Below are 19,397 nucleotides of genomic sequence, written 5' to 3'. Positions count from 1 at the left end.
AATATGCCAGGCGCGGGAAGCGCGGGGGCGGAGCCGTCCACGCCCCCGCCCCCCTTCCTCAACCGGCGCCCCCGGCGCCGGCCCGCGCCGTCAGCACCAGATGTCGGCGCAGCCGGAGTTGTACGCGTCGATCAGCGTCTCCGTCAGCGAGGCACCCGAGGCGTCCGTGACGGTGGATCTCAGATCGACCTTGGCGGTCCCGAGCGCCGGCACGGTGACCTTCCAGCGGCCGTCGGAGCCACGGGCCGCCGTGGCCGGCTTCCAGTCGGTGCCGTCCGTGGCGTACCAGACCTTCAACGAGGCGATGGGCAGCGCCTTCGGGTCGCCCTGCGCGGTGAGACCGACCGTGTAGTCGAGCGGCTTTCCGGGGTCGGCCGCGTTCTCGCCGGTGAGCGGGAGCTGGTAGTCGAGGTCCAGCAGCCGGGCCGGGGCGGCCGACTTCTCGTACCCGGAGCGCAGCCGCCATTCGCTGGTGACCCTGGTCCCGAGCATCCACGTCACCGGGTCCGGCGACGTACGGGTGGCATCGACGGTCAGCCGGTACCAGTCCTTCTCGCGCGGCAGGTCGAACGTGGCGCGTCCCGGTGCGGCATTGCGGGCCAGCACTTTTCCGCTGTCGTCCGCGAGGACCGTGCTCCCGCTGTCCGCGCCCGGTGCCGTCTCGGCCCGGTGCCCGGCCGCGTCGGAGAACGCAGGCAGGGCCACCTTCAGTTTGTCGCCCTCCCTGACGACCTGGGCGGCACCGGCCCGTTCACCGAGTGCCGGGTTGAAGGGGGCGGACATCCAGTCGTCCCGGTAGTCACCGCCCGCGCGGTACACCGTGGGTGCGCCGACCAGCGTGCCCAGCGGATAGACCTGGTCGCGGACGTCGTACTGGTAGTGGAAGGTCGCCGTCGTCCACGCCACGCCGGGGGAGAAGTGGAGCGTCTGCTCCGACGGCGGCCGGTAGCGGGTCGCCTGCTGGTAGAGCGTCAGCCCGTGCCAGGTCGTCCAGGCGTACATGTCCTTGGGGTCGGACGGGTAGCCGTGGGTGCGCTGCGTGGTGCGTACCTCGGCCAGTGCGGACCGCCGGTCGAACCAGTCTGCTCCGGCCGGGACCCGGCCGTCGACCGAGTGGTGCAGATAGTAGGCGTCCGCCCCGGTGCTGACGCCGTTCAGGGTCAGCATCAGCGGCCCCTGGGCCAGCCGGTCCCGCAGCGCGGGCACACCGGACTCGTCCAGCCGGAGCACCGGAGTGGGCCGGTAGACGGAGAGCCCGTAGCCGACGTACAGGATGGCGGCCGTACCGGCGTCGGTCAGCTTCCGGTAGAGCCCGTTGTTGAACGAGGTGTTGCTGGTCGCCGGTGTCCACAGCACGATCCTGCCCTTGAGGTCCATCGCCGCCGGGTCGGTGTCCGCCCCGGTGCCGATGTCGACGACCTCGCCGGTCGCCGTGCCCAGCCAGCTGTAGATGCTGTACTGCGACAGCAGCAGCTTCAGGGCCTGCGGGGAGGAGCCGGGCTCGTGCGCGTCGACCTCCCGCTGCTGCCAGCTCAGTCCGCCGAAGAAGGTGAGCCCGTCCAGTGCCCCGCCGGTGCTGGGCACGGCCTCGACGCGGTACTGACCGGCGGAGCTCGGCGCGACGAGCCCGCTGTCCCCGGTGCCGGAGCCGGTGTCGATCCGCGAGGCGATGCCGGTCGCCGACTGGAGGGCGATCCGGGCGGATCCGTCGTCCACCCCGATCCGCACCGGCCGCGCGCCCCCGGTGTCCAGTGCGAGCGAGGTGTCCCCGTCCACCGCCACCCGCCGGGCGAAGTGGATCGCGGTGTTGCCGACGACGGTGCCGTCCACCGTGTCGTACTCCCAGGTGTGTCCGAGGGCCCGGTAGCTGCCGCGCGGCAGCGTCACCTTCCTCGGCGTGGTTCCGGTCAGCCCGATCAGCTGGGACGCGCCGGTCCGCTCGTTCTGCAGGACCACACCCGTCGAGGTGGCCTCGCTGCCCGCACGCGGCGCGGGGCCGGTCAGGGTGAGGGTGCACGTCTCCGGGTCGGCCTGGATGGAGACGGGCACGGTAGCCCGTCCGTGCCCGGCCCAGGTCGCGGTGACGGCACCGTCGTACGTCGTCCCCGCCTCGACCTCGGAGGGTTCGAGGGTGACCTTCGAGACCGCCGAGGAACGCGCGGGCACGGTCAGTGTCCGCGCGTCGACCCGCACCGCAGAGCCCTGCCCCGCGAAGAGCGTGAGCCGTACCGGCTTGTCGGTGGTGTTCGTCCAGGTCAGCTCGCGATTCTGGGGTTCGGCGGAGGAGTTCGGGTACGTGGCGTCGGCGGCCAGCGTGGCGGGTTCGGCGAGTACCGCGGTGGCCAGCGCGGCCGGCACGTCGGCCAGGCCCGAACCGGTGTCGGAGACGGTCGCACCGTCCACCCGTGCTGCACTGCCGACCAGTGCCGCCTTCAGCCGGGCACCGGACCAGTCGGGGTGGCGCTGCGCCAGCAGGGCGGCGGCGCCCGCCACATGGGGGCTCGCCATCGACGTACCGGAGAGCGAGGCGTACTGCTCGGTGACGGCGGCGTCGTCCAGGGTGCCCGCGGCGCGGGCGGCGACGATGTCGCTGCCGGGGCCCGAGATCTCCGGCTTGACGGCGGGCCGGCCCTCGCGCGGCCCGCGTGAGGAGAACGGCGACATCGCGCCGGACTTGGTGACCGATCCCACGGTCAGCGCGGCGTCGGCGGCGCCGGGCGCGCTGATGGTGTGGTCGCCGCTGTTGCCGGCGGCGATGACGAAGAGCGTGCCGTGCTCGGCGGAGAGCTTGTCGACGGCGGCGGACAACGGGTCGGTGCCGTCGGACCCCACGGTCTTGCCGAGGCTCATGTTGACGACCTTGGCGCCCTGGTCCACGGCCCACTGCATGCCGGCCAGGATCCAGGAGTCGTAGCCGTAGCCGTCGTTGTCGAGCACCTTCCCCTCGACGAGTTCCGCGCCCGGTGCGACCCCCGCGTAACGGCCCGCGGAGGCGGCCCCGGAACCGGCGATGATCGAGGACACATGAGTGCCGTGGCCCTGCATGTCCTGGACGTCGCCGTCGCCGGTGAAGTCCTGCGAGGCGACGACGGCGCTCTTCAGATCGGGATGATTCCGGTCGTAACCGGTGTCGAGAACGGCGACCCTCGTGCCCTTCCCGGTGATTCCGGCCCGGTGCGCCCGGTCGGCGCCGATCTGCGGGACGGACTTGTCGAGCGTGGCCCGCACCCGGCCGTCGAGCCACACCTTCCCGATGCCCCGGGCGCGGGCCCGCGACGCCGTGCCGAGCTGTTCCCAGACGGTCCCGGCCGACTTCTTGGGCACGTCGAGCGCGGTGGTCCGGGCGGTCGGGAAGGCCGCGGCGACCCGTGCCCCCTTCGGGGCACCGGGGCTCCGCGAAGCCTCCGTGGCACCGCCGACGAGGATGCGCAGCGAGTCCGTATCGGCATCCGCGTAGCCCGAGGCGGCGAGCTCGGTCACGTCGAACAGCCGCTGGTCCACCCGGCCGCGGGAGATCTGGCCGACGGCGTCGATCGGGACGGCGTACTCGTGGCCGCCCGCACGGAAGCGGGTGAAGCCCATGCCCTCACGCCCCGCGCCGGGCACGATCGAGCTGATCTGTACGCCGTTGCCGTGGCCGGAGTACGTCACCACGTCGCCGGTCAGCAGGGTGACGGTGCTGCCCCGGCCGGCCATGGCCGGGGATGTGGACGGGTCGGCGAAGGCGGGGGTGCTGTCGGCGGTGGCGGGCAGTGTTCCACCGGCAAGGGCGGCGGCTAGCGCGGTGGCGCAGACCGCCATCCATCTGGTCCGTCTCATTCTCACCTCGTGAACTCGTGGGTTCTCAGGGGGTGGCGAGGTGAGAGTGTCAGGAACATGGCGGAACGGAGCCGGGTGCGCGATGGCGGGTAGCTGCCATGGCAGCTACCCGCCGCACGGGCCGGGGGAACCCGGACGGAAGTACCGGCCGGGTCAGCGGTTCGCGGGGCGTTCCACCTCGCACCGGTCCTTGAAGCCCTGACTGGTCAGGCCGAGAGCGGAATTCGTCCGGGAGCGCATGTTCTCCACCGCGACCATCGTCGTGAGCTCCACGAACGCCGCATCGCCGAGCGCGGCCCGCAGCCGCTGCGCCAGCTCGTCGCCGACCTCCGGCGGAGTGACGCTCATCGCCTCCGCGTACTCCATGACGTCACGCTCCAGCGGGGTGTACACCTCGCTCTCCCGCCACACCGGCACATCGCGCAGCTTGCGCGGGTCCATGCCGTGGCGGTGGTTCTCCCAGTAGCCGAAGTCCATGCACCAGCTGCAGCCGATGGTGGCCGCCGACGCCATCACGGCCAGCGCCTTGAGCTGCGCGTCCAGCTTCTTCCAGCGGCCCGCCGACAGCTCGAACCGGGCAGTGGCCCACAGCACCCCGGTGTGATGGGCGGCGGCCCGAAGCGGATCGATGACCTTGCCGTACGTCCGGTTCGAGTACCACGACACGGCGCGGAACAGCAGGCTACGGGGCGGGTCGAGCGGGATTCGGACGGTCATGGCCGGTCTCCTTCGGTACGGCTCCGGTGCCCCGGGGCGTTGCCACGGGGCCGATTGCACCGATGAGACGGACGAGGGGTACCCGGATGTGACATCGCTGTCCGGGCGAATGCGGAATCCTGCGGCGGGTACGCACGTTGGACCCGGCATGACGGGATTCGACGCAAAGCAGGAAGCGCTGCTCGGGCTGTTCGCCGAGGAGAGCGGCGGAGTGCTCGTGACACTCAAGCGGGACGGCAGGCCCCAGCTGTCCAATGTCAACCACTTCTACTACCCCCAGGAGCGGATCGTCCGCGTCTCGATCACCGACGACCGGGCGAAGACGAGGAACCTGCGCCGCGACCCCCGGGCGAGCTACCACGTCACCAGCGCCGACCGCTGGGCATGGACGGTCGCGGACGCCACTGCCGAGCTGTCCCCGGTCGCCGCCGATCCGCACGACGCGACGGTGGAGGAGCTCGTCGCGCTATACCGCGACGTCCAGGGCGAACACCCCGACTGGGACGACTACCGCAGTGCCATGGTCCGGGACCGGCGCATCGTGCTGCGGCTGCGCATCGAGCACGTGTACGGGCAGCCGCGTGGCTGACGCGGCCCGGTCCGGCCGGCGTTCCCCCGGAATCTCCGCTCTCGCACCGTCGTACCCCCCGCCCATAATGAGACGACACCGACTCCCCCAGGAGATGCTGTGACCGGCGCCGACCCCTTGCCTCCGCTCCGCACCCGGCTGCGCTCGCTGCGCCCCGCCGCATTCGGCGCGGACCCGGACGGTGCCCGCATGGAGCGCATCCGCCGCTCGCCCAACTTCGCCGACGGGGTCTTCCAGAACCCGGTGGGGGCGCGGACCAGGCCGTCCGGATCGGCCCTGGAGTTCGCCAAGGTCTACTTCCGCAAGGAGGAGCGGGCACGCAGGGCACCGGCCGGCACCGTGCCCGTCCACGCCACCACCTACGCTGACCTCGCCGAGCCGCCCGCCACAGGGTTGCGGCTCACCTGGATGGGCCATTCCAGTGTGCTCGCCGAGATCGACGGCCGACGGGTGCTCTTCGACCCGGTCTGGGGCGAGCGCTGTTCCCCCTTCGCCTTCGCCGGGCCCAAGCGGCTGCACCCCGTCCCGCTGCCGCTCGCCGCGCTCGGGCCGGTGGACGCGGTGGTGATCTCGCACGACCACTACGACCACCTCGACCTTCCGACGATCCGGGCCCTCGCCGGCACGGACACGGTGTTCGCCGTCCCGCTGGGCGTCGGAGCCCACCTGGAGCGGTGGGGCGTGTCCACCGACCGGATGCGCGAACTGGACTGGAACGAGACCACGAACATCGCAGGGATCAGGCTGACCGCCACCCCGGCGCGCCATTTCTGTGGCCGAGGGCTGCGCAACCAGCAGCACACGCTCTGGGCGTCCTGGGTCGTCACCGGCCCCGAGCACCGGATCTACCACAGCGGCGACACCGGCTATTTCCCCGGTTTCAAGGACATCGGCGCCGAGCACGGCCCGTTCGACGCGACGATGATCCAGATCGGTGCGTACTCCCAGTACTGGCCCGAGAACCACACCGACACCACACCGCTCCCCGGAGCGTGGCCGGACATCCACATGACGCCTGCCGAGGGCGTGGAAGCCCACCTCGACCTGCAAGGACGCAAGCCCCACGGCGTGCTGCTGCCGATCCACTGGGGAACGTTCAGCCTGGCCTTCCACGCCTGGGCCGAACCGGGCGAGTGGACGATGGACGCCGCCGCCGGGGCGGGGCAGCCGATCGCCGTCCCCCGGCCCGGCGAACCCTTCGAGCCCGCGGGAACGCTTCCCCTCGATCCCTGGTGGCGGTCGGTGGCCGCTCCGCTCCGGCACCCCTGGCGCCGCGGTGGGACAACGGGCGTTTCCCGGGGTCAGGACGAACGCGATCTCGATCTCGCGGGTGAGCGGTGACCCGGGGCAGGACGAGAGCCAGAACGCGATGACGCAGTCGTCCGCCGAGCCGGCGGAGGCCGAATCGACGAGCGGCGCCGTCTCCCGGTACAGGGGAGACGGCGCCGTCCTGTCATTCGGGGCAGCGCCGCGTACGGCTCACCCCATGGCCCGGTGGCCGGAGCGCGTCACTTCACGCCGACCGCCCGGATGATCTCCTGGGTGACCTGGCCGCCCCGGTCGTCGCCGGCGGACGCGCGCAGCGAGACGAACTGCGCGTCGGCGGGCACCTTCAGGGTGCCGCGCCAGGAGGCCTTGTGCCCGTCGCGGTCCAGGCCCACGGACGTCCAGGTCCGGCCGTCGTCGTACGACACCTGGAGGGTGCCGTCGCCGATGGGCCCGGTATCCGGTGCGCCCTTGACGTACTCGGAGTAGATCCCGACGGGCAGGCGCTGCCCGGCGCGGATGTTGCCCGCGAGGTCGGTGTCGACATCGAAGCCGAGGTTGAGCAGCGGAAGCACCGTCCACTTGTCGGCGGGCGTCGCGGCGGACTTGAAGGTCCACTCGGAGTGGCCCTTCGTGGACAGCTTCCAGCGCTCGGGGTCGAGCGCGGTGTCGGTGACGACCTTGTAGGTGTGCTCGGCCGGATCGGCATTCCATGCGTACCCGGCCGAGCCGGTGCGCCGGTCGACGCGCGCCCCGTCGACGTAGACCTCGGTGGTCTGCTTGACGGACGTGTCGTTCCACACGTCGCCGAAACCGGTGTGGTCGGGGCCGGAGTCGCCCCAGCCGGGGGTGTTGAACTGGAGGTCGTTCCCGGCCCGCTGCTGGCCCCAGCCGAGCCCGGTGCCGAGCCAGGGGTGCCAGACCGGCTTGAACCAGTCGACCTCACTGCGGGTGCTGCCCCGGTAGGGGACCAGTCCGCTGCGCTCCTCGATGCCGAGGGGCACGGTGATCACGGACTCGTGCCACTTCTGGCCGGGGCCGGTGGAGACGTAGGCGGTGCGCTCGGCCGGGTAGTCGATGCGCTCCAGGAAGCCGACGCCGATACGGAAGGTGTCGGTGATGGAGTAGCGGAACTCACCGCCCCGGGTGGGCTTCACCGCGTGGAACTTGTCGTCCAGACGGGCGAGTTCGCTCTTCTTCGGGGTGTACGCCAGGTGGTCCGGGATGGCGCCGGGGTGGCCGTCGGACAGGTCGTAGACGTAGGGCGTGTTGCGGGTGCTCGTGAGCTTGACGCGCTTGCCGGACTTGGCCGCGGCCATCAGCCGGGCGCCGTCCGCGGCGTTGACCGTGGCGATGAGCATCGACCGGTCGGTGCGGTCGGCGTTGCCGAACCAGTTCATCAGCCGGCCCGGCTTGTCGTCCGTGACGAACAGGGTCCTGGCACCCGCGTCCTGGGCCGCCTGAGCCAGCTCGACCGGCGAGATCGCGCCGGTGGCGCGGACGACGACGGCCTTGCCGCGCACGTCCTTGCCGGTGTAGTCGGCCGGTGCCCCGCTGCCCGCGTCGACGACGGGCACAGTGCTGCGGCTGTCGGTGACGGTGCTGCCGGCCTGGACGGTGGCACCGTCCAGCGGCCTGCCGCCCGCCTCGACCTCCAGGAGCGGCTTGCCGAGCCGCCAGACCGTGCGGTACTCGAAGGTGCCGTCGGTGACCTTGTCGGTGGGGGCGGCGAAGATGCTGTCGTAGGTCAGCGGCACCTGGACCGCGCCGAGCAGGTCGGCGCCGTTCGCCTTGCGGCTGTACTCCATGACCAGCTGCCGGGTCTCGGTGCGCCGGTCGACCTTGGCGCTGATCTCCTTCAGCTGCCGCCCGTCCAAGGTGACCTCGCGGTCCTGGTCGAGGGCGATCTGGGGAGCGGCGAGGAAGCCGAGGCCGAGCGAGTCGGCGCCGTGGCTGCCGCGCACGTCGAGGTAGGAAGCCAGGCTGTACGCGCCCGGCTTCAGCCGCAGCTTCAGGGTGCCGGAGTCGCCGACATGCGCCGGCAACGGGTCGCTGCCCTCGACGAGTTGCTGCAGCGCGACGTATGCGGCGGTCGGGGCGCCGTCGCGGTCCTTGACGTTGATGGTGAGCGTGTAGCGCTCCTCCTCCTTCACCAGGCCGAAGGCGGTGTGCGCGACGGGGGCACCGCCGGCGCTCGCCACGATCTGTCCGCTGGTGTTGCCGACAGTGGCCTTCGCGCCGTCACCGGTCACCGTGGTGGACGCGGTGCCGTGCGCGGGCACGGTCAGCGACGTGTCGGCGAGCGAAACGACGCCGTCGGGAGCGCCCTGCGCCGCCAGGCTCAGCTCGACCGGCTGGTCCGAGGAGTTGGAGTAGGTGAGCGTCCTGGTCACCGGCTTGTCGTCCGCGTAGGGCCAGCTGTGGAAGCCCAGGTCGGCGCTTCCGGTCGCGGTGATCCGCGCGTCGATCGCGGCGGGCACGGAGACCCGGCCCGCACCCAGTGCGTACGCGGACGCGCCGAGCTGCTTCGAGGTCGACATCAGCGCGTCCTTGAGCTGCGCACCGGTCCAGTCGGGGTGCTTCTGTGCGAGCAGCGCGGCGACGCCCGCGACATGCGGCGTCGCCATCGACGTACCGCTCAGCGTGGTGTAGTAGCCGCTGCCGCTGATCAGCTGGGAGCGGGCGGCGAGGATGCTCACGCCGGGCGCGGACACGTCGGGCTTGAGGGCGTTGTCGCCGGTGCGAGGGCCCTTGCTGGTGAAGGACGCGGCCCGGTCCGCGGAGTCGACGGCGCCCACGGTGAGCGCGGAGTCGGCGGCGCCGGGCGAGCCGATCGTGCCGGGAGCGCCGGCGTTCCCGGCGGCGATGACGAAGAGGGCGCCGGTCTCCTTGGAGAGCGTGTTCACGGCCTGCGCCATCGGGTCGGTGCCGTCGCTGCCCTCCGATGAGCCGAGGCTCATCGAGACGACCTTGGCGTGCACGTCCTGCGCGGCCCACTCCATCCCGGCGATGATCTGCGACTCGCTGCCGAAACCCTGGTCGGTGAGGACCTTGCCGACGGCGAGGGTGGCGTCGGGCGCGACACCCTTCTCCTTGCCGTCCGACGCGGCGCCGGTACCGCCGACGGTGGAGGTGACATGGGTGCCGTGTCCGTTGCGGTCGGCGACCTGCTGCCCCTCGATGAAGCTCTTCGACTGGGAGACGCGTCCCGCGAGATCCGGGTGCCCGGCGTCGACGCCGGTGTCCAGCACGGCGACCGTCACGCCCTTGCCGGTGAGTCCGGACTCCCAGGCCTGCGGCGTGCCGATCTGCGCGTTGGACTCGGCCATGTCGCCCTTGACGCGCCCGTCGAGCCAGACCTTCTCGATGCCGTCGGCGAAGCGCCCCTCGTCCGAAGTCGCTTTGCGTGCACCTGACGTGGTGGCGTGCGGGGCCACGGACCGCCAGAATTCGCGCTCCTGGCCGGCGCGGACCGCAGCCCCGTCGAGGCTGGGCAGGGACCGCACCTTCTCGGCGCCCTGCGGCACACTCGGAGCCGTCCGCGCGTTCCTGCCGTAGGTGACGATCAACGGCAGCCCGTCCGCCGCGCCTTCGTCTCCGTCGGCGAAGCCCTGGCGTATCAGCTCGGTCACGTCGAAGAGCCGGGCGTCGAGGGTGCCGGCGCGCAGGTACGGCAGCGCCTCGTCAGGGATGACGGTGACGTGGCCGTTCGCTTCGCCGTCTCGGTGCGGACGGCTCCGCTGGCGTCCTTCGGGCGGTCCACGCTGACCGTACTGCTGCCCCGGCCGAGGTCGGTGACGGTGACCTTGTCGCCGGTGACGAGAGTGACGGTGTGGGTGGCGTGGGCGGTGGCCGTGAGACGTGCGGCTTCGGCGCTGGTGTGCGCAGCTGCGTGGCTGCCGCCGTCCGGTCCGGCTGCGGCTGCCTGCCCTGCCATGCCGGCCGGCAGCAGGATGAGTGCGAGCCCGGCCGACAGCAGCCCGGCTCTGCGTTTCGGGGGAACTCTTGTCATGGATCCCTCTCTTCATCGGACTCGGGAGGGGGTGATTCCCGAGTGCTGCGAAGAGTGTGGTTGGTCGGTGTCGCCCGGTCCAGGGCAGATCTTGGCGGGGAGGGCTCATGTCGGCTTGCCGCCAGCACTCGTTGCGATGCGTGGCCGCACGTGGATCGCGAACCGGATGGGCGGCACAAGTGCCTTACAGGCCAATGTACTTGGCGGGCGGGCCGGTGGAATGCGGGAGTTCCGCCCGATGGGCGGCCTGTTGGTGGAGTTGTGGACGCGGAAGGTGGCCGCACCCGGCCGGTGGCGGTCGTGGGACCACTTCACGGAGCGGCCGCCACCGGGCGGCACGCACAGGCTCTTGCGCTGGGCGTGGTCGAGCCCGTGTTCCCGATGCCGGGCAGCGCCGCCATGGGGCCCGTGCGCCCTCGCATGAATTTCCGTGGGTCCTTCGATGAAGATCGCTCTTTCCCGATTGGCAAGCTGTCCGGCCGAACTAGCCTCCTGGACCATGAGATTCCTAAGCAAAGCAGCTGGTCTAGGCCTTGCGCTGCTTTACCTCGTCCTGGGCATCTGTGCGCAACCCGCTGCGGCGCATGTGTCGCCGCAGCACGGCGAACTCGTCATCTCCACCAAGAACGACGTCACGAGCGGGCGTCTGATCATCCACCGTGACGTGGCGTCACCGCAGAATGCGGGCGCCTGGGCCTCGAATCTGCTGAGCGCCTCCGGTTGCCCCGCCACCGGCTCCGGCGTCGCCGGGGACTCGGGCGGCGTCCCCGGCGGGGTCGTGGTCGAGCTCGCGTGGAACTGCCACGTCGACAAGCTCGACCTGAGCGCGATGCTGAAGGACGGCGGGCTGACCCAGGTCGTCGCCGAGTTCGACGGCACCACGGCCAATGCCAACGCACAGACCCCCGTCGTCGACGCGACGGGCGCCCACGCGCTCCCTGCCTTCCCGTGGGCGGCGGTGTCACTCGGCGTCGCGCTGGCCGTCGCGCTGCTGCTCGCGGTGTGGCAGATCCGCACCGGACGACTCCGGCCCGCCCGACCGGCCGCCGGGGCCGGAGTCAACCGCAAGCCGGTGAAGCTGGCCACCATCGGCGTGGTGGCGCTGTCCTGCCTGGCCCCTCAGGTGGCAACAGCCGCGCCGCTCGCGCAGGCGCCGGCGGCGACAGCGAACACGGTCACTGGCACGGTCTTCAAGGACACCAACGGCAACGGCCGGCACGACGCGGGCGAGACTCCGATGTCCGGGGTCGATGTCACGGACGGCTCCGTCTGGACGACGACCGGCCCCGACGGCTCGTACAGCCTGCAGATGGACCCGACCCGCCGGGAGACCGACCTCGTCAGCGTCGTCTCTCCGAACGGCTACACCCCGGCACTGCGTGACGACTACGTCCCGCAGTTCTTCCACAGGGTTCCGGAGGACGGCGGCTCCGGCATCGACTTCGCCCTCGTGCCGGACGAGAACGCTGCCGACCCCCGCGAGAAGTGGGTGATGAACTCCGACATCGAGGTGTCCAACACCTCGGACGGCGCAGCGCGTTCCACCCTGCCGCAGTGGACGGGGCAGGTCGAGACGATGTCCGAGGTCGACGGCGCCACCATGGCCATCGCGACCGGTGACAACACCGTGACCGACTACGCGGACGAGCCGCGCCGCCAGGCCGGCTACGACATCCTGCGCAAGGGCCTGGCCGACGGCGGGCTCGGCATGCCCTTCTACCCCGTCGTCGGCAACCACGACGTCGGCGGCACCGCCACCTCGCAGGGCTACGGCGGCAGCCTGGAGTACTACCGCCGCAACCTCGGTCCCGAGTGGTACAGCTTCGACCGCAACGGCCGGCACATCGTCGTCCTCGAGGACAACTACGACTCCAGCGGCCTGAAGCCGCAGCTGGAGTGGTTGCGCGAGGACCTCAGGCGCCACGCGGCCGGCAAGCAGGTGCTCGTCTTCGCACACCGGTCCCTGTTCACCGTGTGGGGACCCGGCGCCGGCATGCAGCCTACTGTCGACGAGCTGTCCAAGTACGATGTGCGGCTCTTCGCCGCGGGCCACAACCAGCAGGCCGAGTACCGCCGTGGTGCTTTCGACCGCTCGGTCGAGGTCAACAACCAGGGCACCTACGGCATCGACGGTTCCCACCCGGACTTCAAGATCCTCGACTTCAAGGCCATCTACGACGACCCGAGGACAGGGCGGAACGAGGACACCGGCTATGTCATGGGCACCCACCGCCAGTTCGACGTCCACGACGCGGTCGCGCTGGTCAGTCCCGCCCAGGGCAGTGTGCACGGCAACAGCGCCGGAATCCCGATCGAGCTGTACGCCGAGGACGCCGGGCGCGCCCCTGCCACGGCCTCGCTGACCATTCGCGACTCCCGCGGCCACATCCGCTGGCACAAGGACCGGATGGGGTTCGGCGCCAAGGCCCGCAGGACCGGTGTCGAGAACTGCTACAAGGCCCCCGGTGGTGCCACCGAGCCCTGCCCGGCTGCCCGGACCTCCTGGACCCGGGCCGGCGGCAGCCTCCCCGGGATGAAGCCGGGCACCTACACGGCCGCGATGACCGCGGTCGACACTCGCGGCAAGGCATGGCCCACCATCACCAACACCTTCACGGTGAAGCCCGAAGGCAAGATCGCCGCGCCGAGGACCGGCCAGGACTGGCTGCGTCAGGGCCGCGACGAGGCGGGCCGCTCCGACAGCGGCGACAACCCCGGCACCGAGCTCGACCTGCAGTGGGCGGCCAACACCGGCGAGCAGTTCAACCTCAACGGTTCGGTCGTCGTGGACGGCAAGGTGATCGTCTCCTCCAGGGCGTTCGACTCGCCGCACCACATGATGCTGGCCTACGACATCGAGTCCGGCCGCGAGATCTGGCGCACCTATCTGGACGGTGACGCCGAGTCGGTACCGGCCTACCACGACGGCAAGGTCTACATGACGACCGCCGTCGGCCGGATCTACGCCCTGGACGCCGAGGACGGCCATGTCGTCTGGCAGAAGATCGAGGACGAACAGCAGCACGGCGAGACCGTGCGCCGGTACGGCCGGGCCGGTGGCCCGGTCACCGTCTTCGACCTGAAGGCCGAACCGCGCACGGTCGCCGTCCACCAGAACTGGGACAGGATCGAGTGCCGTGACGCCAGGACCGGCGACCTGCTGGGCGGCTTCGGGGGAGCGGCGAGCTGGGGCCAGTTCCACAGCACGGCTGTCCGGCAGCCCGGCTCCGACATCGCCTACCTGCACAGCGGATCCAGCAACACGGTGGTCGCCATGGACCTCGTCGGATGCCGCCAGCTGTGGGCGAAGGACACCAACGGCGACATCGCCAGTCACTCCTCCCCGGCCCTGACCGACCCGGCCACGGGCACCCCGCAGCTGGTGACGATGACGAACAGCGGCGTCCGCGGGCACGAACTCAGCACCGGTGAGGTGCTGTGGCAGGCCCCGCTGGGCGGCGGCAGCGCGTGCGAGCCCGGCCCGCCCCCGCTGACCAGCCCCGCGATCTGGGGCAGCACCGCCTACGTCGCCGGCCGTGACGGCGTCATCCGCGCCTACGACACCGGCGCGGCCGACCCGGCCGAGCCGATCTGGGAGACCGAGGTCGGCTACCAGCCCGGCAGGAGTCCGCTGGACGACAAGTGGAACGTCGCCAAGGGGTGCACCGAGGGCCCCGGATCGCCCACCGCGCACGCTCTGGTCACCAAGGACCTGGTGTACGCGGGTACCCGCGACGGCCGCCTGGTCGTCCTGGAACGCACCACCGGCAAGCTGCTGACCGAGTACAACCTGGGCGCCGGCGTGGCCTCGGCGCTCTCCGTCAGCGGTGACTACGTCTTCGCTCTCACCGACGACGGCACGCTCCACGCCCTGGCCGCCCGCCACCCGCGCGAGCACTGATCCACCGTCCGCGAGTCGCCTCCCCGCCAGGGGAGGCGACTCGCGGCGCTCCACTCCCGACGGGACCATCACAGTGCAGACCCTCCGCACCACACGCGCCCACGCCGCCCGTTTCCTGCTGATCGGCCTGGCCGCCGCACTGACACTGCTCGGCGCAGCAGGCGCGGCCGAGGCACACCCCTTCGGCACACCGCCGGTCGCCCAGGTCAGGGCCGACGGCCGTAGCGTCGAGATCACCTGGTCCGCCCAGCAGAACGACCTGGACGTCCTGCATCAGGCGGCCGAGGGGGACGAGGCGGCCTATCTCGGCTCGCACATCACCGTGCGCCAGGACGGACGTGAGTGCCGACCGGGGAAGGCGGACACCCTGCAGCTTGCGAGCAGGGGCGCCGTGGTGCGCTACCGCTGCCCCGAACCCGTGGACACGGTCGACCTCACCATCACCGTGCTGACCGACGTCAACCGCGCCTACCGCACCATCTCGGTGACGGAGAAGGGCGGCGGCGGCCTGCACACGGCGAGCGCCCCCACCCATACCCTGACCCTCGGCGGAGCCGACAGCTCCGCCACCGCGTCCGCGGCGACGACGACCGTGTGGACCACAGACCTTGCGGCACTGCTCGACCACGGAGCCGTACTGCCACTGGCCCTTCTCGTCTCGGCGGCGGTGGGCGCCTTCCACGCCTGTGCTCCCGGTCACGGGAAGTCACTCGTGGCCGGGTACCTCGTAGGCGGCCGGGGCAGCGCACGGGACGCACTGTGGCTCGGCGCCATCGTGGCAGTCATGCACACGGCATCGGTCACCGCACTCGCCCTGGGCTGGTGGCTCGCCGCCCAACACGCGCCTGACGTCGCCGCGGTGACGAACTGGCTGCAGTTGATCGCGGCCCTGGTAGTGGTCGCCGTGGGCGTCGGCCTGCTCCGGCGTCACCTGATCAACCGGAAGCACGGCCACAGCCATGGTCACCACCACGGGCACGGCCGTGATCACCACCACGATCACAGCCACCACATCCCGACGTCCACGTCCTTGCTCACCTGGCGCGGCATCCTGCTGCTCGGCACGTCCGGCGGCCTGCTCCCCTCCCCGTCGGCATTCCTCGTGCTCCTCGGCGGACTGCTGACGGGCCGGGTCGGCGCGGCCGTCGCGATGGTGGTGGCGTTCGGGGCCGGCATGGCGCTGACCCTGACCGGCGTCGGCCTTGCGGTACTACGCGGCCGCGACGTGTTCCTGGCCCGCGCGGCGGCCTCGTCCGCGCTGCGCGCCTGGAGCGCCCGCGTCCCGTTCGTCGCTGCCTGGGCCGTCGTCATCGGCGGCACCGTGGCAGCGGCCGTCGCCACCGGAGAAGTCCTCGCATCGTGATCCGGGGCAAAGGGCGGCGATGAGCGTCCACGACGAACTGGTGGTGGCCCCGGCCGCCGCGAACACGACGCACTGCGCCACCGGATCGCTCGGCTACCTCGACCACGAGCCGGACCCGCCGATCCTCACGTCCGGGATCACCGCCCCGCTCAGCAGGACGGGCCCGCACACCGCGGTGTTCGGTGCGGCGCGGCCCAGCCGCGGCGCGCGTACCTCCTCCAGCGTCATGACGCTCACGGCCGAGGACCTGGAGCCGGGAGATGCGGCGCCGCTGCGGTCGGCCTGAGGGCCGCCGTCGTCCGCGGGAGCCTTGCTCGCGCGGGGCGATCGCACGGGACGGCATGACATCAGACGGCCCGGCCCGTCCGGCACGACCGGACGGGCCGGGCTGTTTCGTGTGCTCATGGGCTCATTCCGATCGGCCATTCGGGTGCCGGTCGACCAGGTGTCAATGCGGAGTAATCGGCCTCTTGTGCGAGCGGTCATACCAGAGCGGGACGGATGGCGGGCAAGTTCGACAACTGCCCGCCGCACCCGCTTGTTTGACGACTACCGTGTGTTGCCGGTGATCAACGGTGGGCTCATGACTTTCGAGCCTTCCCGACCGATGAACCGAGCCTGACCGACCACCGTAGGTGCCACCGCATGAACGCCGATTCCTGGTGCCCCACGTACCGAGGACACTGATGTCTCAACTTCGCGCACCCGAAGCGCGACCGGAACGCCGAGAGGGCGGACGGCACGGCCGACCGGGTGCCCGTTCCCACTCGGCCACGGGCAGGCCGCGCGCCGCCCAGCCGTCCCCCGAAGCGCGTATACGCCCCCAACTCCTGCGCACGGCGGTGCTGCCGACCGTCGTGGCGGTACTGAGCGGAGCCGCAGCGGTCATCTTCACCGCCCGCTCCACCGGAGCCCGTCTCTCCGGCGAACTCTGGATCGCGCTGGGCTCCGCCGGAACCCTGGCGCTCGCCGCAGTGCTGGCCGCGTACCTCGCCGCCAACCGCGTCGCCACCACCGTCTTCGGCCGCTGTCTGGCGCTCCGCCGCGCCAGCGCCCAGGGCCAGGCCGAACTGCAACGGGTGCTGGAACAGCTCCGCAACGGCGAACCGGTGCCCGCCCGCAAGCCCGCACAGCCCTCCGCTCCGGGCAGCGACGGCTTCGAGCTGCTCGCCCAGGAACTCGGCCGCCAGCAGGAAGCCGCCGTGGCCGCGGTCGTCCAGGCGTCCCGGCTCTTCGACCACTCCGGCGAGGACCAGAAGGTCGAGGTCTTCGTCAATCTCGCCCGCCGGCTGCAGTCGCTGGTGCACCGCGAGATCCAGCTGCTCGACGAGCTGGAACACGAGGTCGAGGACCCCGACCTGCTCAAGGGCCTCTTCCACGTCGACCATCTCGCCACCCGCATCCGCAGGCACGCCGAGAACCTCGCCGTCCTCGGCGGCGCCGTCTCCCGGCGCCAGTGGAGCAACCCCGTCACCATGACCGAGGTCCTGCGCTCGGCGATCGCCGAGGTCGAGCAGTATCCACGGGTCAAGCTCGTGCCGCCGATCGCCGGCACCCTGCGCGGCCACGCCGTGGCGGACGTGATCCACCTGCTGGCCGAACTGGTGGAGAACGCGACCGTGTTCTCCGCCCCGCACACCCAAGTGCTGCTGCGCGCCCAGCAGGTCACCGCCGGACTGGCCCTGGAGGTGGAGGACCGGGGGCTCGGCATGCCGGGCAACGAGCAGAAGCGGATGAACGCCCTGCTCGCCGACCCCGACCAGGTCAATGTGGCCCATCTGCTCCAGGACGGCCGGATCGGGCTGTTCGTCGTCGCCTCGCTGGCCCGACGGCACGGCATCGCGGTCCGGCTGCAGAGCAACATCTACGGCGGCACACAGGCCGTACTCGTCCTCCCGCAGTCCCTGCTGGGCGCGGACGGGGACGCCCCGGCCGAGGGCGGCGCCGCCCCGGTCCCGCCCCCCGGCCCCGTACACCGTCCACCGGCCGAGCACGACAGCAGGTCCGGCCACCACGGGCCGGCCCCGGGGCTGAACCCGAACCCGGCGCCGGGCGTGAGCCTGAACCCCGGTACGGGCACCGCACCGGGCCCGCAGGCGAACACCGTCCGCCAGCCCTACGTGCCCAGCCAGCCGCTGCGTCTGCACCAACCGCCCCAGCAGGCACAGGGCGACCAGGGCCAGGGCGAGGCCCCGCCGCTCCCGCGGCGCGCCGAACGTCTGGACCGTACCGCCCCGGACGGGTCCGCCCCCGCGATCCGGACCACGGACGACGCCCCCGACGCCCGCCACGCCGAGCCCGGAGTGGTGCGCGGCACCATGGGCCGGCCCCAACTGCCCAGGCGCGCCAACCAGGAGCACCTGGTCCCGCAGCTGAGGGAGGCACCGGCCCCGCGCAGCGAGGACGAACAGGCACTGCACGATCCGGGACTCATGGCGGCCTTCCGGCGGGGCATCGAACTCGCCGAGGCCCGCAGCGAATCCGAGGCCGACACCGTCCCGGAGCCGGAAACGGGCCCCGGGACGGCGCCCGACCCGCAGACCTGGCAGCCCCGGGCCCCGCTCGAACCGCTGCCGGTACGCGGAGCCACCGCGACCGTCGCCCCGTACGCCTCGGGGCCCGCTCCGGACGCCGCCCCGGTCAACGACCCTCTCGAAACGAACACCTCCAAGGAGTAGATGCACCATGGCGACCGATATGCCGTCCGGTCAGGCCTCGGACCTCGACTGGCTGCTGAGCGGCCTGGTCCAGCGCGTTCCGTACACACGCAGCGCGGTCCTCCTCTCCGCCGACGGACTGGTGAAATCCCTTCATGGCATGGACGCCGACAGCGCCGACCACATGGCGGCGCTGGCCGCCGGCCTGTACTCGCTCGGCCGCAGCGCGGGAGCGCGTTTCGGCGACAGCGGCGAAGTACGGCAGGTGGTGGTCGAGCTCGACTCGACCCTGCTGTTCGTCTCCACCGCCGGGTCCGGCACCTGCCTCGCCGTCCTCGCCGGACGCGAGGCGGACGCGGCGGTGCTCGGCTACGAGATGACCATGCTGGTCAAGAGCGTCCGGCCCTATCTGATGACCCCTGTCAGACAAGCGGCCGGGTCACCGGGCGCCACGGGGCTGTGAGGGTGTCGGTCCCGCAGGACGGGCCGCTGCTCGACGACGCGGCCGGCCGGCTGATTCGCCCGTACACCGTGAGCAACGGCCGGACCCGTCCCACGACCGTGCTCGACCTGCTCTCCCTGATCATGGCCACGGGGACCGAGCCGCAGACGCATCTCGGTCCCGAGCACTCCGTCGCGCTGGGGCTGTGCGGCGGCCCCACATCGGTGGCCGAGATCGCCGCCCATCTGCGGCTGCCCGCAGTCGTCACCAAGGTGCTCGTCTCCGACCTGGTCGACTGCGGGGCAGTGACCGCGCACCCACCCGCCTTCCATGACATGCCCACCGACCGATCTCTGCTGGAGGCAGTGCTCGATGGCTTACGACGACAGCTCTGAGGGCTTCGGCAGCTTTGCCGCGTACGAGAACAACGCAAGCCCCGAAGGCTTCGGAAGCCACGGAAGCCACGGAAGCCACGGAAGCCACGGAAGTCACAGCGGCTACGGCCAGTCCGAGGGCTATGGCAGCCCGGAGAACCACGGACACCCGGTGAACCACGGGGATGCGCGCAGCTACGGGGATGCGCAGGGTCACGGAGACGCGCTGAGCCACAGTGGCACGCAGGGCTACGGAG

General features: G+C 71.6%; 10 protein-coding genes and 1 pseudogene. 8 read left to right on the top strand and 3 right to left on the bottom strand.

Translation table 11 applies throughout. From position 1 onward, the window contains the following. Positions 1–90: 90 nt before the first annotated feature. Complete coding sequence (locus OG842_RS05365; RefSeq protein WP_266727882.1) at positions 91–3,819, bottom strand: S8 family serine peptidase; 3,729 nt, start codon at positions 3,817–3,819, stop codon at positions 91–93. A gap of 153 nt (positions 3,820–3,972) precedes the next feature. Continuing rightward, the gene (locus OG842_RS05360; protein ID WP_266727880.1) at positions 3,973–4,536 is read right to left on the bottom strand and encodes a carboxymuconolactone decarboxylase family protein; all 564 of its coding nucleotides are present in this window, start codon (positions 4,534–4,536) and stop codon (positions 3,973–3,975) included. Positions 4,537–4,684: 148 nt separating this feature from the next. On the opposite strand from OG842_RS05360, the gene OG842_RS05355 reads away from it, so the two are divergent. Both OG842_RS05355 and OG842_RS05350 read left to right on the top strand, forming a co-directional pair. Beyond that, entirely contained in the window at positions 4,685–5,125 is a 441-nt protein-coding gene (locus tag OG842_RS05355) for a PPOX class F420-dependent oxidoreductase (RefSeq protein ID WP_266727878.1), read from the top strand. Between the two features lie 99 nt (positions 5,126–5,224). Beyond that, on the top strand, positions 5,225–6,466 hold the full coding sequence (locus OG842_RS05350; protein WP_266727877.1) for an MBL fold metallo-hydrolase: 1,242 nt from the start codon (positions 5,225–5,227) through the stop codon (positions 6,464–6,466). A 167-nt stretch (positions 6,467–6,633) separates the two neighbouring features. On the opposite strand, the pseudogene OG842_RS05345 reads toward OG842_RS05350, so the two are convergent. Then, a pseudogene (locus OG842_RS05345) lies at positions 6,634–10,403 on the bottom strand (S8 family serine peptidase). A gap of 499 nt (positions 10,404–10,902) precedes the next feature. On the opposite strand from OG842_RS05345, the gene OG842_RS05340 reads away from it, so the two are divergent. The 6 genes from OG842_RS05340 (at position 10,903) to OG842_RS05315 (ending at position 19,161) form a co-directional block, all read left to right on the top strand. Continuing rightward, positions 10,903–14,304 (top strand): outer membrane protein assembly factor BamB family protein, encoded by a 3,402-nt coding sequence (locus OG842_RS05340; protein ID WP_266727876.1) that lies wholly within the window; start codon positions 10,903–10,905, stop codon positions 14,302–14,304. Between the two features lie 73 nt (positions 14,305–14,377). Beyond that, positions 14,378–15,667, top strand: coding sequence for a hypothetical protein (locus OG842_RS05335; protein ID WP_266727875.1), 1,290 nt, complete (start codon positions 14,378–14,380; stop codon positions 15,665–15,667). Between the two features lie 19 nt (positions 15,668–15,686). Beyond that, positions 15,687–15,953, top strand: a complete 267-nt coding sequence (locus OG842_RS05330; protein ID WP_266727873.1) for a hypothetical protein — start codon at positions 15,687–15,689, stop codon at positions 15,951–15,953. Between the two features lie 400 nt (positions 15,954–16,353). Continuing rightward, a complete protein-coding gene (locus OG842_RS05325) occupies positions 16,354–18,345 on the top strand; it encodes a sensor histidine kinase (RefSeq protein ID WP_266727871.1) in 1,992 nt (663 codons plus the stop codon). Positions 18,346–18,352: 7 nt separating this feature from the next. Then, positions 18,353–18,787, top strand: a complete 435-nt coding sequence (locus OG842_RS05320; RefSeq protein WP_266727870.1) for a roadblock/LC7 domain-containing protein — start codon at positions 18,353–18,355, stop codon at positions 18,785–18,787. Positions 18,788–18,789: 2 nt separating this feature from the next. Next, positions 18,790–19,161, top strand: coding sequence for a DUF742 domain-containing protein (locus OG842_RS05315; RefSeq protein WP_124720608.1), 372 nt, complete (start codon positions 18,790–18,792; stop codon positions 19,159–19,161). The last annotated feature ends 236 nt before the right edge of the window (positions 19,162–19,397 follow it).

It is taken from the genome of Streptomyces sp. NBC_00376, assembly GCF_036077095.1.
In the GTDB taxonomy this organism is placed as follows: domain Bacteria; phylum Actinomycetota; class Actinomycetes; order Streptomycetales; family Streptomycetaceae; genus Streptomyces.
Note: the sequence above shows the minus strand (reverse complement) of the source record. Positions and strands in the feature narration are given on the sequence as shown.

Coding starts and splice junctions, on each gene's coding strand:
- OG842_RS05355 (WP_266727878.1), top strand. CDS start 4,685: ATGACGGGATTCGACGCAAAGCAGGAAGCGCTGCTCGGGCTGTTCGCC.
- OG842_RS05365 (WP_266727882.1), bottom strand. CDS start 3,819: ATGAGACGGACCAGATGGATGGCGGTCTGCGCCACCGCGCTAGCCGCC.
- OG842_RS05340 (WP_266727876.1), top strand. CDS start 10,903: ATGAGATTCCTAAGCAAAGCAGCTGGTCTAGGCCTTGCGCTGCTTTAC.
- OG842_RS05360 (WP_266727880.1), bottom strand. CDS start 4,536: ATGACCGTCCGAATCCCGCTCGACCCGCCCCGTAGCCTGCTGTTCCGC.
- OG842_RS05325 (WP_266727871.1), top strand. CDS start 16,354: ATGTCTCAACTTCGCGCACCCGAAGCGCGACCGGAACGCCGAGAGGGC.
- OG842_RS05320 (WP_266727870.1), top strand. CDS start 18,353: ATGGCGACCGATATGCCGTCCGGTCAGGCCTCGGACCTCGACTGGCTG.
- OG842_RS05330 (WP_266727873.1), top strand. CDS start 15,687: ATGAGCGTCCACGACGAACTGGTGGTGGCCCCGGCCGCCGCGAACACG.